This is a genomic window from Gilliamella sp. Fer1-1, assembly GCF_001690825.1.
Lineage (GTDB): Bacteria > Pseudomonadota > Gammaproteobacteria > Enterobacterales > Orbaceae > Gilliamella > Gilliamella apicola_C.
The window spans coordinates 119,656-133,531 of sequence record NZ_LZGX01000034.1 but is presented as its reverse complement, the minus strand read 5'-3'; the positions used below and the strand labels follow the sequence as shown (position 1 = coordinate 133,531).

General features: G+C 34.0%; 15 protein-coding genes and 1 pseudogene. 3 read left to right on the top strand and 13 right to left on the bottom strand.

What is annotated here, in order from left to right:
* Positions 1-238: 238 nt before the first annotated feature.
* The 8 genes and pseudogenes from A9G28_RS13730 to A9G28_RS05015 all read right to left on the bottom strand — a co-directional run bounded on the left by A9G28_RS13730 (position 239) and on the right by A9G28_RS05015 (position 5,166).
* Complete coding sequence (locus A9G28_RS13730) at positions 239-952, bottom strand: GH-E family nuclease (RefSeq protein ID WP_218057323.1); 714 nt, start codon at positions 950-952, stop codon at positions 239-241.
* A 186-nt stretch (positions 953-1,138) separates the two neighbouring features.
* On the bottom strand, positions 1,139-1,498 hold the full coding sequence (locus A9G28_RS05040; protein ID WP_065579953.1) for a hypothetical protein: 360 nt from the start codon (positions 1,496-1,498) through the stop codon (positions 1,139-1,141).
* A gap of 335 nt (positions 1,499-1,833) precedes the next feature.
* Positions 1,834-2,280: a type IV secretion protein Rhs gene (locus tag A9G28_RS05035; RefSeq protein WP_065579952.1), complete on the bottom strand. Its 447-nt coding sequence runs from the start codon at positions 2,278-2,280 to the stop codon at positions 1,834-1,836.
* Positions 2,281-2,341: 61 nt separating this feature from the next.
* A complete protein-coding gene (locus A9G28_RS13525) occupies positions 2,342-2,497 on the bottom strand; it encodes a hypothetical protein (RefSeq protein ID WP_176702113.1) in 156 nt (51 codons plus the stop codon).
* A 100-nt stretch (positions 2,498-2,597) separates the two neighbouring features.
* Positions 2,598-2,819, bottom strand: a pseudogene (locus A9G28_RS05030) (RHS repeat-associated core domain-containing protein); the annotation flags it as partial.
* A 235-nt stretch (positions 2,820-3,054) separates the two neighbouring features.
* The gene (locus A9G28_RS05025) at positions 3,055-3,501 is read right to left on the bottom strand and encodes an SMI1/KNR4 family protein (RefSeq protein ID WP_065579950.1); all 447 of its coding nucleotides are present in this window, start codon (positions 3,499-3,501) and stop codon (positions 3,055-3,057) included.
* Between the two features lie 90 nt (positions 3,502-3,591).
* Entirely contained in the window at positions 3,592-3,774 is a 183-nt protein-coding gene (locus A9G28_RS05020; protein WP_065579949.1) for a hypothetical protein, read from the bottom strand.
* Between the two features lie 1,050 nt (positions 3,775-4,824).
* Complete coding sequence (locus tag A9G28_RS05015) at positions 4,825-5,166, bottom strand: hypothetical protein (protein ID WP_065579948.1); 342 nt, start codon at positions 5,164-5,166, stop codon at positions 4,825-4,827.
* 931 nt (positions 5,167-6,097) lie between these two features.
* On the opposite strand from A9G28_RS05015, the gene pgi reads away from it, so the two are divergent.
* A complete protein-coding gene (gene pgi / locus A9G28_RS05010; RefSeq protein ID WP_065579947.1) occupies positions 6,098-7,747 on the top strand; it encodes a glucose-6-phosphate isomerase in 1,650 nt (549 codons plus the stop codon).
* Between the two features lie 82 nt (positions 7,748-7,829).
* Here the strand turns inward: pgi and crr are convergent, their stop codons facing one another.
* From crr to A9G28_RS04990, 4 genes are all read right to left on the bottom strand, one after another.
* Entirely contained in the window at positions 7,830-8,333 is a 504-nt protein-coding gene (crr, locus tag A9G28_RS05005) for a PTS glucose transporter subunit IIA (RefSeq protein ID WP_065567348.1), read from the bottom strand.
* A gap of 9 nt (positions 8,334-8,342) precedes the next feature.
* Positions 8,343-10,070, bottom strand: coding sequence for a phosphoenolpyruvate-protein phosphotransferase PtsI (gene ptsI, locus A9G28_RS05000; RefSeq protein ID WP_065567349.1), 1,728 nt, complete (start codon positions 10,068-10,070; stop codon positions 8,343-8,345).
* Positions 10,071-10,123: 53 nt separating this feature from the next.
* On the bottom strand, positions 10,124-10,381 hold the full coding sequence (ptsH, locus tag A9G28_RS04995; protein ID WP_065567350.1) for a phosphocarrier protein Hpr: 258 nt from the start codon (positions 10,379-10,381) through the stop codon (positions 10,124-10,126).
* 136 nt (positions 10,382-10,517) lie between these two features.
* Positions 10,518-10,871, bottom strand: coding sequence for a hypothetical protein (locus A9G28_RS04990; RefSeq protein ID WP_065652527.1), 354 nt, complete (start codon positions 10,869-10,871; stop codon positions 10,518-10,520).
* Positions 10,872-10,985: 114 nt separating this feature from the next.
* Between A9G28_RS04990 and A9G28_RS04985 the strand changes: the two genes are divergently transcribed.
* Both A9G28_RS04985 and pepP read left to right on the top strand, forming a co-directional pair.
* Positions 10,986-11,528, top strand: a complete 543-nt coding sequence (locus A9G28_RS04985; RefSeq protein ID WP_065567352.1) for a UPF0149 family protein — start codon at positions 10,986-10,988, stop codon at positions 11,526-11,528.
* 35 nt (positions 11,529-11,563) lie between these two features.
* Positions 11,564-12,880, top strand: coding sequence for a Xaa-Pro aminopeptidase (pepP, locus tag A9G28_RS04980; protein WP_442903025.1), 1,317 nt, complete (start codon positions 11,564-11,566; stop codon positions 12,878-12,880).
* 57 nt (positions 12,881-12,937) lie between these two features.
* On the opposite strand, the gene A9G28_RS04975 is transcribed toward pepP, so the two are convergent.
* Positions 12,938-13,663 (bottom strand): TonB family protein, encoded by a 726-nt coding sequence (locus tag A9G28_RS04975; protein ID WP_176702112.1) that lies wholly within the window; start codon positions 13,661-13,663, stop codon positions 12,938-12,940.
* Positions 13,664-13,876: the final 213 nt, after the last annotated feature.

The following is a 13,876-nucleotide window of genomic DNA, read 5'->3' as shown; positions in this document are numbered from 1 at the left end:
TTACTTCGTTTATCTCTACTTGCCAGTGATTCGTACTTTGGTCGGTATAAATATACAGGCTACTGTACTGATTCGGGCTGGTTTCCTGAATTATTGTTAAGCCGCCCCATAGGAAACGATTACGATTATAGGAGGGAGGTGTTGTAGCTGTAGTACTGAGTAGCGCCGTTGGTTTGTTTGCTTTTTAATGTCGACAGTTATAAATTATTTTTTCTTTTTGCCTCTTTTAAATAAAAGTTTATATATTTTTTTGCCTTTCCTGGAATGCTCGCGCTTTACCATATTTATAAGCCTCATCAAAGTATTTATATGCTTCCTCTAACTGGTCTAATTCATAACAAACCATTCCTAGATTAATTAAAGGCCCCGTATTTATATTAGATCCCCTTGTTTGTAATGAAATTACACCCCATTTTTTAGCAGTAATAAAATCTGATAAGTCAAAATAAGCACTATATATACATTTTGAAATCCAGCTAGCTATTTCCCAATCTAGCTTTGGTTCGGGAAGTAATTGCCAAGCATCATTATATTTATTTAAGGCATTGGTAAAATCTTTCTTGTCATGATATTGATTACCAATTTCTACTATAGCAATTATTTCTTTTTCCAATTTATTATCAGATAGTGTTTTCATCTTTATAACCTTACTTGTTAAAAATGCTCCTTGAGAAGGATTATGACCAAAATATTCTAATTTATAATTATCTAAATCTCTCATGAATGATCTTACTTTCTTAGATTTAGACCTATGACACTTACCTTTCTGATTCCAATATTTAACGGCATCTTTTAAATGTGCCATATCAGCATTTTGAACATAATACCATTGGTTATTAGTTGAATTTTTGAATTTTATGTTGTTACCGCTATCACGAATGCGACCCTTAGTGAGCATTCTTTCAATAACTTCCTGTCCTGTTTTGCTTTTCTTGCTTGGTATTCTTCCCATGAATCTAAGATGGTAACTACTTAATCCCCCCAAGCTAATCTGTAGTGCTCGTCATAGCGGTAATTGGTCTGTTTTTATTTGCTGAGTTTTTGATTCAAGCTAAGATTAATTTCTGCTATTACTAGCCATAGAATAAACAGCAAATAAAATCGGAAAGATTTTAAATATCAATCCTGATTTTAATAACTATTTGTAGCTTACTTCACATTGGCCAATAACATCAAAAACATGATCATAAGTACTTAAAATATAATGCTCATCTTTCTCTTTATCGAATATTTTATCGAAGCATGGTATCATCATTGGCTGATAACTTGATTCATCAATCATTGTAATATTTAAGCTCTTTATATTTTCAAATTTAAAATAAATTAAAGCCTCTCCTTCTAGTCCTTTACTTGGTTGGCAAAGCGATAATTCCAAAGAAGCTATTACCTTTAATTCTAGGGGAAACATATTTAATATGACGTCTTTTAATATTAAAGCGTCTCTCCCATATATTTCTCCATATATTGGCTCAATAGCCTGATTATGTACTGTTAGCATCTTACTTTTATCTCTATCCCACCAGTTGTTGTTGAAAATATATTGTTTAAGTTAATTGACTTCAAATCAGATTTAGTTGCCCAAACCGCAGGCATACGTTTTATACTGTAACTAACTCATAAAATAGTACAGCAAAAAAGTAGAAAATTCTCTATGATAAAAGTAAAAGGGGGATTTAATGATGAAAAAATGGTTGAACATTAAATCGTAGCTATTTTAACAGAAGCTGAGGCTGTATTGCCTTAAAGAACTGTGCCGTAAATACCGGTAAGTTTTAATTGCTATTGTTTAAAAAGAAAACTCTTTTTTATCGTAAATATTTTCAGACAATAAAATTAAACAGATTCTTTTAGTGATAATCCAAAATCAATAAACCCTTCAGAACTTATAACAAGGCACCATTTATTTGAAGAATCAAAAAAATAATGATGTTGAGGAATATTTTCTATAGCAAGAGCAAGGAAACTATCAAATTGATTAAATTTTAAATGTACTGCAAAATTTAAAGAGGAATCATTTATATAGTAAATATCCCCGCTTTCTCTAATTTTAGTAAATATATAATTATCTACAATAAATTTTCTTATTGTGGATAACCAACTGGAATAACTTCCAAAAAGTTGATTGCTTTTGTGTTTAAGAGTTTTTGACCAATCAATTTTGGTTCCTTTCCAGTCAAAAGAATTGGATAATTTATGTGCAATATTTCCCCAATTATCAACCAGTTCTGGTGGTTCTGATAATAGCGAAAGTTTCATTTTTATTTCATCATCAAGAGTCATGAGTCTCTCCGGTGCTTAGAAGCAAGATTAAATAGGTCTTGAAGTTTAGTTACTATTGATTTTATAACATCAAATAAAAATGTTCTCCTTTCTTTTTTCCACTAAATACGCTTATATTAGCACCACTTCTTTCATCATACTCAATCCTAAATCCAGTTTTTCCATCAGCAGAAGTCATTCCAATGGGCTTTTCTTTTGTAGAATCAAATCTTCCCATATTAAATTTTTCAGCTTTAAAAACCTCTTTTTTCCTGTCACTTCAAGGCGTTATTTCTTGCTTGTTGATATGAATCTTTAATTGATCCACAACTCCCTCACCACGGATCAATCCAAGCCAATCCATTAGGCGCATACTGATAAAGATTAATATCGCCTATCGTGTCTAGTTGGGTAAAGTGGCCTATATCCGGATCATAATAGCTGAATGTATTGTAATGTAAGTCTGTTTTTCTGTTTAAATATTGTCCCTGATATCTAAGGTTGTGTTGTATTGGTATGTGTTCGATTTCTTGAATCTGTTTCATCCCCCAGAGCAGATAGTTGCATTCCTAGATGATGTCATTGTTTGCAGCGTACACTCTTGTCATCTTTTAAAATATGAAAAAACATTATTTGGTAACTGGATTTTCTTATTATTCGATGCCACCGATAGTTTATTTCCATCAATATTTGATAAAGGTAAAAAATCTAAGATCATATTAATTACTCTAAGTCTATAGAGTATATCGGATATTGCATTTCATATATTTTTATTTAAGACAACAAATTAATGAATTAAGCATATTTAACATACTCATTAATATCAGATGCTAGACATAAGCTAAAAGTTTTATTTATATCATCTATATCTTCACATTCTGTATAACAATAAACTTTCGGATCATCTATATTTCTATTAGTAAAGAACAAAGTGGTATATCCTTGGTGCATTAAAAAGGCAAACATATTTTTAGGTGGAATTATTTTATTTTGATGCATTAATTCTATAGTTTCTTCATTAATATCATCAAGATCAGAATAAAGTATCCATGTATCAGCCTTAAAATCACCAGCATAACATCCTAATTTTTCAAGATATAATTTATAAAACTGAGGAAGCTTTCCATATTTTTTTTCCAGTTGCGCTATCTGCTCTACATTACAGCCTAAAACAGAAATCCCTTTTTTTTCTAAAAAAGAAATAAAACTATCAATCATATGAATGTATTTGTTTTTATTCATTTAATCACCTGTAAGCCTATTTGTTTTTACGCTTGGAAACCTAGTTTCAAACTGTTTAATGCCTCCTAGGCATGATTTACATGTTGGAAGTTATGAGAAAAGATCAATGGTTCCTTTAGCATTGGGGGTTATCTTGCTACCAATATGTTCAAGAGCTTTTACTTCTGAATCAAAAGCACGTGGATGGTTAACTGTTGTAAACAATCTATTATTTGAATCTGGTATATTAACAAAACCTGATATAGATCTCTGACCACTAATTGCATCGGCCATGCCATTAAGGGATCTTCCATTAACATCAATATTGTAATTTGATGTGGCTATATTTCTTCCTTTGCCTATTTAACCAGAATTTCTTCCAAGAGCTTTTCTATATGCCTTAGCTAGATTTGCCGGATTGCTAATAGCATTACAACTTAACCCAAAAAAGCAATCCAAATCAACTCATTCGGCGCATACTGATACAGATTAAACCCACCTAGCAGTCCAATCGGGTTTGGTTTGGTAAAGCAGCCAATAGTCTAGATCATAACATCTAAAAGTATTGTAATGTAATCCAGTTTCTCTGTCTAAATATTGTCTCTGATATTTAATGTTCTGTTGTCTTAGTATGTGTTCGATTTCCTGAATTCGTTTACCCCTGAGCTGATAGCTGCATTCCCAAAGTATTTCGCCATTTGTATTGTTAAGCTCTTCTGGTGCATCGTTTAACCGGTGTGGCAGTAGAATATTTCTTTATCTTCGCTACTTCTTTTTTCTATGCGTATCAGTGATTTATAGCTGATCTAGTCGGTATGGATATACAGGCTGGTAGGATTGTTTTGGCCAGTTTCTTGAATTATTTTTAAGCTGTCTCACAGGAAGCGGGTACAGTTGTGGAGTTGGCTCTGTCTAGATGATGTTTTTCGATATATTCATCTAAGACGTCGTAGATGTAGTGCTAGGTTGCGCCGATTGCCTGTTCTGTTTAGGTTCGGTCTTGCTGGCGGTAGCTGTAGCGGTGCCCTCTGAAATCCAGGAGCTGGTTACAGCGGATCAGATTGTGGTTGATGTATTCTTCTCTGTATTTGCGATCCAATATGTTTGCGGTGACATCATATTGCAGGGTTTCCCGTATCTTTGATTGCGACAGCCTTCAATTCTGTTGGTGTGATCATAGTAGTAATCGGTCTGCCCGAGTCTGCTGTGTTTTTTGCTTACCAATAGGTCGAGGTTGTTACATTAAGAATTATGCTAATCATTAGAGTTTGAGCTAGTACATACAATTATCTTATTGGAAAATTAGCTTTTATATGTTGATGACTATAGCCTTTCATTTTTTAATTAGCTTTTAGTTTTTCGAATTTTAGCTAAACCTTTTTCTAGGCGGCTTATATTTTTATACTTATCGGGAACTGTACTTTTAGCGAGATATTTATACCATTCATCTACTGTAGTTTTGAATAATTCTAAGCCTTCTTGAGTAACGTTTGACATTTTAATAACAGTATCAGTTTTTAATTTTCCTGTATCATCAAAAGGTTCAAGACCAATTAATAATTCATTATTTTTTAAAAAGTTTAATAAGGCTGTTGAACTTTGAATAATATCCTCTTGCCATTGCTTACTTTTATTTCTCGTAAGTAATAATGGAACATTATGTAAGGTAAAATCAATTTTGCTCATTACTTTACTCCAATAACAGTTGATACATCATCTAATTGTGTTAATTGATTGGTATTTTTATTTTTCACAAAATCACCCCAGCTTCGCCGATCTTGAATAGGTTACACTAATTCATACAACTTGGAATGGCAACAGCTATTCAAACAACAAAATTGCGGTTTGATGTATTTGGTAACGTTTAACTGTGCACTTAGATGTCAATGATAGTGACTTCATTACCCGAACAATGTGACAACGCGAAACGCAGATGGCTAATTGTTCTAAGGCAAAATGAATTCACCTAGAGCTATAAGATTGACAGCTACAATTGTAGGCCGTCAATATTTCTTCTGCATAATATGAGGTAGGTTTATATTTTGTAGCTTTGCACTGATATTAGGCATGATGCCTTGATATTCCTAAGTAGCGACATAATGCCACAATAGGATAACGATGTTGATTATTTTTTAGAATTTTGATTTTCGCGCTATTGTTAGTGCAGCCTGCTTTAGGATTTCGTTTTCCATACGTAGCTGTTTAAGCTTTTTGTGTAAGGCCATTAATTCATTTTGTTTTGGAGTGCGATTACCCTTAGAGCTAAATGAGTTACTTTTACTAGATTGATTTATCTAGCGTTCTAAAGCAAATGGTGTGAGATCCTATTTTTTGACCAAATCATTGCGTGATTTCCCCTTGCAGATAACGTTTCACTATTCGCAATTTGAAATCAGCGCTGAAAGTTTGTCTTGGACGTTTTTGTTGATTCATATACTTTGCCTTTTTTGGAGTTAAATTTATCTTGCCCCTTAAAAAAGTTATTTGAATGAGCATAGCCTATCCAATATCAATTATTTTCAATAACACTTAATTTATCCGATAAGATCCTTATCTTGCATCATGCTGGGCATAGTTATATTATGGATGTAGAGTCATATTATTTAAGGAATAAGTTATGTTAAAGTCAATTGATCCAACTACGACCCATTCTTGGAAATCTCTTCAAGCTAGCTATGAAAAACATCACAGCAAAACAATTGCGCAAATATTAAAAGAGGAAGCTAAACGAGTTGAAAATCTCAGCATTCCTTTTGAAGATGAGTTTTTGGTTGATTTATCCAAAAATAGGATAACGCAAGAAACGTTAGAACTACTCTATAAATTAGCTGATGAATGCGATCTAGCTGGTGCAACTAAAGCTATGTATAGTGGTGAAAAAATTAATCGTACAGAGGATCGTGCTGTATTGCATGTCGCACTTCGTAATGTATCAAACACCCCAATTTATGTTGATGGTAAGAATGTGATGGATGATGTTAATGCAGTACTGGCAAAGATGGAATCATTCAGTAAAAAAATCATTAGTGGCGAATGGAAAGGTTATACTGGAAAAGCGATCACTGATGTTGTAAATATTGGAATTGGTGGTTCAGATCTGGGTCCTCATATGATTACCGAAGCGTTACGCCCCTATAAAAACCACTTAAATATGCATTTTGTTTCTAATGTTGATGGTACCCATATTGTTGAAGCGCTTAAAAATTTGAATCCTGAAACCACATTATTTTTAGTAGCATCTAAAACTTTTACCACTCAAGAAACCATGACTAATGCACAAACAGCACGAGCATGGTTACTTGATGCAGCTCAAGATGATAAAGCCGTTGCTTTACATTTTGTTGCGCTTTCAACTAATGCTAAGGAAGTTGAAAAATTTGGCATCGATACCGCTAATATGTTTGAATTTTGGGATTGGGTGGGCGGACGCTATTCATCATGGTCGGCTATTGGCTTATCAATTGTATTATCAATTGGATTTGATAATTTTAAACAATTTTTAGCTGGAGGCCATGCTATGGATAAGCATTTCCAAAGTACGCCAATCGAGAAAAATATACCTGCATTATTGGCACTAATTGGTATTTGGTACAATAATTTTTGCGGTGCTGAAACTGAAGCAATTTTACCTTATGATCAATATATGCATCGTTTTGCTGCTTATTTTCAACAAGGGAATATGGAATCAAATGGTAAAAGTGTTGATCGAAATGGTAATAAAACTGCCTATACTACTGGTCCAATTATTTGGGGTGAGCCAGGTACGAACGGTCAGCATGCGTTTTATCAATTAATTCATCAAGGGACTAAACTGATTCCTTGTGACTTTATTGCGCCAGCGATTAGCCATAATCCTATTGGTGATCATCATCCAAAATTATTGTCCAACTTTTTTGCACAAACTGAAGCTTTAGCTTTTGGTAAAACAGCACAGCAGGTTGAGCAAGAATTTATTGCTTCTGGCAAAAATCTTGATGAAGTGAAATCCGTGGTACCATTTAAAGTGTTTGATGGCAATAAACCTACCAATTCAATTTTAGTCAAAAAAATTACGCCTTATTCACTTGGTGCATTAGTTGCGATGTATGAGCATAAGATCTTTACCCAAGGTATTATTTTAAATATCTTTAGTTTTGACCAATGGGGGGTAGAACTTGGTAAGCAATTAGCTGGACGTATCTTACCTGAGCTAGCGGACAATAAACCAGTGAGCTCTCATGATGAGTCGACAAACAACTTAATTAACCAATATAAAAAATGGCGTTAAAAAGTCTCAAGAAATAAAGTGCTTGAATATAAAGAAAAAACCTTCAGTTTCCACTGAAGGTTTTTTTTATCAATAATGATTATTACTTCTTAACTCGCATTATCGGTGTTTGACCCGCTTCAACTGAACCTGATAACTTAGTTAGTTCGGCAACAGTTTCCATGTTTGAAATAACCACAGGTGTTAATACTGATTTGGCTTTACTTTCAAGTAGAGGTAGATCAATCTCAATAATTGTATCACCAATTTTAACTTGCTGGCCTTCTTCGGCAACACGAGTAAAACCTTCACCTTTTAGTTCTACTGTATCAATACCAAAGTGAACGAAAAGCTCAATGCCTTCGTCTGATTCAATAGCAAAAGCATGATTGGTTTCAAATATTTTGCCAATTTTACCATTTAATGGCGCAACAATCTTGTTACCAGAAGGTTTGATTGCAATACCATCACCAACGATTTTTTCAGCAAAAACCACATCTGGTACATCTTCGATTTTGACAATTTCGCCACTTAAGGGGGCAATAATTTCGATGCCATTTTTATTATCATCGGATACGAATTGTTTAATTTTATCGAATAGACCCATTATTGTCTCCTAACAAATTTGCTTTTCAGCAGTGTAATTTTCAATTAAATCAATAATTTCTTTGGCGGTTGCTTTTTCTAATGCAGTATCAGCAAATTTTTTCGCCTCTTCATAATTTGTATTACGAATTAATTTTTTAATTTTAGGAATTGATACTGCGCTCATACTAAATTCATCAAGCCCCATACCAAGTAATAAAATTGTCGCTCTTTCATCACCAGCAAGTTCGCCACACATACCAGTCCATTTTCCTTCTTTATGAGAAGCATCTATAACATTTTTGATTAGTGTTAGTACTGAAGGTGAAAATGGATTATAAAGATGAGAAATTAATTCATTACCACGATCAACGGCAAGCGTATATTGTGTTAAGTCATTGGTTCCAATACTAAAGAAATCGACTTCCTTGGCTAAGTGATGCGCAATTACAGCAGCTGCTGGCGTTTCAATCATTACACCAATTTCAATATTTTTATCAAACGCTTTACCTTCAGCATTTAATTGTTCCTTAAGGATATTGATTTCAGACTTTAATATGCGGATTTCTTCTACAGAAATAATCATTGGGAACATAATGCGCAATTTACCAAATGCTGATGCACGTAAAATTGCACGTAATTGTGCATGAAGCACTTCTTTACGATCTAAACAGATACGAATTGCTCGCCAACCTAAGAATGGATTTTCTTCTTTTGGTAAATGCATATATGGGACATCTTTATCACCACCAATATCCATGGTGCGTACAATCACAGATAAGCCATTGGTTGATTCAGCTACTTCTTTATATGCTTTAAATTGTTCTTCTTCGTCAGGATACGCTTCACGATCCATAAATAAGAATTCTGTGCGGTATAAACCAACACCTTCATAACCATTACGTTCAGCACCAGCAATATCCCGTACTGTACCAATATTGCCACAAATTTCTACTTGGTGACCGTCAAGGGTTACAGCGGGTAGATCTTTTAATTTAGCAAGTTCTTCTTTGTCACTAAGGTATTTAGCTTGAACTTGTTTTAACTTTTCTTGAGTAGTGTGATCTGGGTTGATATAAATAGCATTATTGATCGCATCTAGAATAATGAAATCACCTTGTTTGATTGCTTGAGTTGCATTAGATGTGCCAACGATAGCAGGGATTTCTAAAGAACGAGCCATAATTGAGGTATGTGAGGTGCGCCCACCAGCATCAGTAATAAAACCCAATACCATTTCTAAGTTTAGTTGAGCTGTTTCAGACGGCGTTAAGTCAGTTGCAACTAAAATACATGGCTGGCTAATAGCACTTAAGTCAACAATTTCAATACCTAAAATATTTTTTAGTAATCGTTTACCGATATCACGAATATCTGCAGCGCGTTCTTTTAGATATTCATCATCTAGATTTTCGAGCTCTTTAGCTTGAGTTTCAAAAACAGATTGAACAGCAGCATCAGCGCTTGAGTGCTTACTTTGAATACGAGAAATAACTTCTTGTTCAAGATCTTCATCTTCAAGAAGCATAATATGCCCTTCAAAAATGGCCGCTTTATCTTCTCCTAATGTTGATTTCGCCCGTTCCATGATCGCATGAAGTTGTTTGCTTGATTTTTCTCGAGCTTCCTTAAAGCGCTCAATCTCAGCGTCAATCTTGTTATCAAGAATTTGTCTATTGCTAATAACAATAGGTTCTTCTTTTAATAATAGCGCTTTAGCAAAAGCGATACCTGGGGAAACAAGTGTACCTGATACCATAACATTTAATCCTTATTCAATTTTAAAACCATTCATAGCTAATCGGGAGTTATTTATTCCAACTCAGGAATTAATTTTACTAAGTGATCAACAGCTTCTTTTTCGTCTTCGCCTTCAGCTTCAATAGTAATAGTTGTGCCTTGTGATAAAGCTAATGTTTGTAATTTAAATAGGCTTTTAGCGCTTGCACTTTTGCCATTAGATGTGACCGTGATTTCTGCGTTAAAGTTTTTGGCTTCTTTAACAAATTGTGCAGCAGGGCGGGTATGAAGACCGTTAGATGCTGTAATGGTTACATCTTGTTTATACATATTATTTTACTCCCAAAATATTTTCATTCTAGCGACCAATATAAATAAAAACAGCCTGAAAGGCTAGTAAGATTTCATATATCTTTTATATTAGGTCAATCGTATTATCTTAATTTATTAAGATAGTCATATTTGATCAATACTGATAGATACGCGTGATCTTATCACTGCATTTTTTAAATTCTACCTGTCCATGAATCCCATGTTTTATATTTTCAAAAACCATTTCTTCACTACCATCAAGCTGTGATGCTCGTATCTCTTCTCTACAGAAAGTTTCAAATCGTTGTAATTCTTGCTCACTATCACCTAATTTATAAGCTTTAGGTAAATCTTGACCTGTTACATTAGTATGTATTTTGTTTCGCACATCAAGGACAATCATACCTTTATTTGATAGAAATAAGCCACAGGCAGTTAATGATAATGATAATCCTACAAAAAATAATAGCTGCAGAAACAATTTCATGGTTAATTCTACAATGTTCAAAATAATTCCTTTATAAAGTGCAGGAACCTGTTTATTATTTATAATTATATACTAATAATCAGAGAAAGTGCAGAGTACATTTTTTTATGATGCAATAAGACTAAGGTGAAGTTTATGTCAAATGCGATTAATTATGACGAATTTAATGGTCAACTAATTCAAAATAAAATAGGTATTACCGCAGCCGAACTGCACGGTTTTCTTTCAGGCATATTAGCTGGCGGTAATTTTGATGAAAGTTGGCATCCATTGGTTGAAGATATGTTAAACAATGGTCAAAAAATGCCCGCATCATTAGATGAAAAAATAAGCCATCTTTATACGCTTACCAAACAACAATTCTTTGAAGAAGATTTCAGCTTCCAATTATTACTAAGTGATAAGGATTTATATGCGCAGCTTGATGATCTAGTCGGCTGGGTGAATCATTTCTTGCTTGGCATTGGACTTGTACAACCTAAAATTAACCACATCAAAGGTGATGTTGGTGAGGCTATTTATGATCTTCGCCAAATTGTTAAATTGGGTTATGATGAAAATGAAGATCAGCAAGAACTTGGTTTTGCTTTTGAAGAAATAAAAGAGTATGTTCGCATAACTTCGATGCTATGTTTTGATGAATTTAATGAGCCAGATATTCGCCCAACAATCCATTAATAATAGTAATTACACACCTCAAGGCCATTATAATGATAAACACCGATATCAAAACAGAACTCTTGGCACGGCGAGAGAAATTATTAGCCGAAATGGTGCCAAATAGTATTGCTCTTTTTTTTGCAGCTCCAGAAGTTGTACGTAGTAATGATACGCATTACCCATATCGACAAAATAGTGATTTTTGGTATTTTACTCTTTTTGCCGAACCAGAAGCAGTTTTTGTGGTTATTAAACAAAAGGATAATACACCGAAATATGTATTATTTAACCGCAAAAAAGATGCTTTGGCAGAAATATGGACAGGTTACCGTTTAGGGCAGCAAGCCGCATTAAAGACTATATTTATTGATGAGGCATATTTATTTGATGAAATTGATAGGATATTACCTGATTTATTAAATGGTAAAACGGCAGTTTATCATGCTGATCAACAGTATGCATATGCAGATGGTATTGTGGATCATGCGATTAACACCTTACGACAAGGTAGTAGAATGAATTTATCTGCGCCTAATTGTAAAATTGATTGGCGTCCTATCGTCCATGAAATGCGCATGGTTAAATCAGATTTTGAAATAGAACTTTTACGTCAAGCTTGCAAGATTAGTGCAAAAGCTCATATTAGCGCTATGCAAAAATGTCAACCGAATATGCATGAATATCAATTAGAGGCCGAAATTTTACATGAGTTTGCTTGGCATGGCGCCCGCTCACCGTCTTATAATACTATTGTAGGTAGTGGTAATAATGGTTGCATTTTACATTATGAAAATAACAGTGATCAGTTAAAAGATGGTGATTTAGTTTTGATTGATGCGGGTTGTGAATACCAATACTATGCAGGAGATATTACACGCACTTTTCCGATTAATGGTAAATTTAGCCAAGCTCAGCGTGAAATTTATGACATTGTTTTAGCATCGCAATATCAAGCTATTAAATTATTTAAGCCAGGCACATCAATTATGGATGTGAATAATCATGTTATTAGAACGATGGTAGAAGGTTTAGTTAAATTAGGTATTATGCAAGGAGATATAGATACTTTAATTGCTAACAAAGCCTACACTCACTATTATATGCACAGTTTAGGACATTGGTTAGGCATAGATGTGCATGATGTTGGTAGTGATCGCAACCGCATTTTAGAGCCTGGTATGGTATTAACAGTTGAGCCAGGGCTTTATATTAACCAAGATGCAAATGTGCCGGCACAATATAAAGGCATAGGTATTCGGATTGAAGATAATATTTTAATTACTGAGTCAGGCAATGAAGTATTGACCTCTGATGTGCCCAAAGATCCAGTAAAAATTGAAAAATTGATGGCAAACAAATTTGCTTATTAGTTGTATCGTTGCCATAATTTCTTAATTGAAGTTATGGCTTTTCTATCGACATCATTATTAACCTAGACTAATTGATTTATCGCGATTAAAGATAATTTTTATTTTTAAATCTTTGCTAGCAATTGGTTGATACTTCCAACTTTTCATGGCGTTGATTACTGAACGATTAAAAATATTATTAGGATTAGCCTCTATTATCCGAATATTTTCAACCCGCCCATCTTTGTTAACATCAAACATAGCAATCACATAACCTTCTAAACGCATATCAAGCGCTCGCCGTGGGTATTCGGGTTGATTTCGTCTAATTGGTGAAGGGTTGCCTGAATATCGCTGACTATCTGAAATCTTTGGAGCTACGGAAGTATTAGCGACATTTTCACTGGCAACCTCTTGCCTGACTTGTTGACGTGAAGCTTTTGGGGCTGGTGAGCGTTGTTTCTTCTGTTTTGATTCTTTTTTCACCACGATGTTCTTTTGGGAATCTACAGTAGGTTTGTTAGGTATTTTTTCAACAATAGGATCGGTTGTTTCTTCTTTAACAACTTCTGGTTCAACAACTGAATCAGTGGGAATTTCTTCAATCGGTTTATTATCAATAAGTTCGCTATTTTCCACACCTTTAATATCGGGGGTATTTTCTACTAATGATTGCTCGGGAGCTGCCAATTGCGATAAATCGACCATAACAGCTTTAATTGCATTATCGCCTTCATCAATAACAATATTTTCAGCAAATAAGGCCGAGCTAAACAGTAGTGCAAATAATACAAGATGTGACACTACGGAAGCCGATGTACATATATAGCGACTCTTAGGCTTCTTTTTCGTAGGGCTCAAAGGAGCTTTAGCATTATCTATGTCTATATCAAAGTTAATCTTCATAGCAATAATCATTTTTAACTTAAGTTAAGTATTCTAGATGAAAATGCTTATCATTTGTAGCATTTTTTGAAATATGATAGATAAGACCTTGTTGCATCATGATATTTATCA

Excerpts from the sequence above, each read along its gene's own strand:
- A9G28_RS05025 (WP_065579950.1), bottom strand. The coding sequence starts at position 3,501 with ATGAATAAAAACAAATACATTCATATGATTGATAGTTTTATTTCTTTT.
- pgi (WP_065579947.1), top strand. The coding sequence starts at position 6,098 with ATGTTAAAGTCAATTGATCCAACTACGACCCATTCTTGGAAATCTCTT.
- ptsH (WP_065567350.1), bottom strand. The coding sequence starts at position 10,381 with ATGTATAAACAAGATGTAACCATTACAGCATCTAACGGTCTTCATACC.
- crr (WP_065567348.1), bottom strand. The coding sequence starts at position 8,333 with ATGGGTCTATTCGATAAAATTAAACAATTCGTATCCGATGATAATAAA.
- A9G28_RS13525 (WP_176702113.1), bottom strand. The coding sequence starts at position 2,497 with ATGGGAAGATTTGATTCTACAAAAGAAAAGCCCATTGGAATGACTTCT.
- A9G28_RS05020 (WP_065579949.1), bottom strand. The coding sequence starts at position 3,774 with ATGGCCGATGCAATTAGTGGTCAGAGATCTATATCAGGTTTTGTTAAT.
- ptsI (WP_065567349.1), bottom strand. The coding sequence starts at position 10,070 with ATGGTATCAGGTACACTTGTTTCCCCAGGTATCGCTTTTGCTAAAGCG.
- A9G28_RS05040 (WP_065579953.1), bottom strand. The coding sequence starts at position 1,498 with ATGCTAACAGTACATAATCAGGCTATTGAGCCAATATATGGAGAAATA.
- A9G28_RS13730 (WP_218057323.1), bottom strand. The coding sequence starts at position 952 with ATGGGAAGAATACCAAGCAAGAAAAGCAAAACAGGACAGGAAGTTATT.
- A9G28_RS05015 (WP_065579948.1), bottom strand. The coding sequence starts at position 5,166 with ATGAGCAAAATTGATTTTACCTTACATAATGTTCCATTATTACTTACG.
- A9G28_RS04985 (WP_065567352.1), top strand. The coding sequence starts at position 10,986 with ATGTCAAATGCGATTAATTATGACGAATTTAATGGTCAACTAATTCAA.
- A9G28_RS05035 (WP_065579952.1), bottom strand. The coding sequence starts at position 2,280 with ATGACTCTTGATGATGAAATAAAAATGAAACTTTCGCTATTATCAGAA.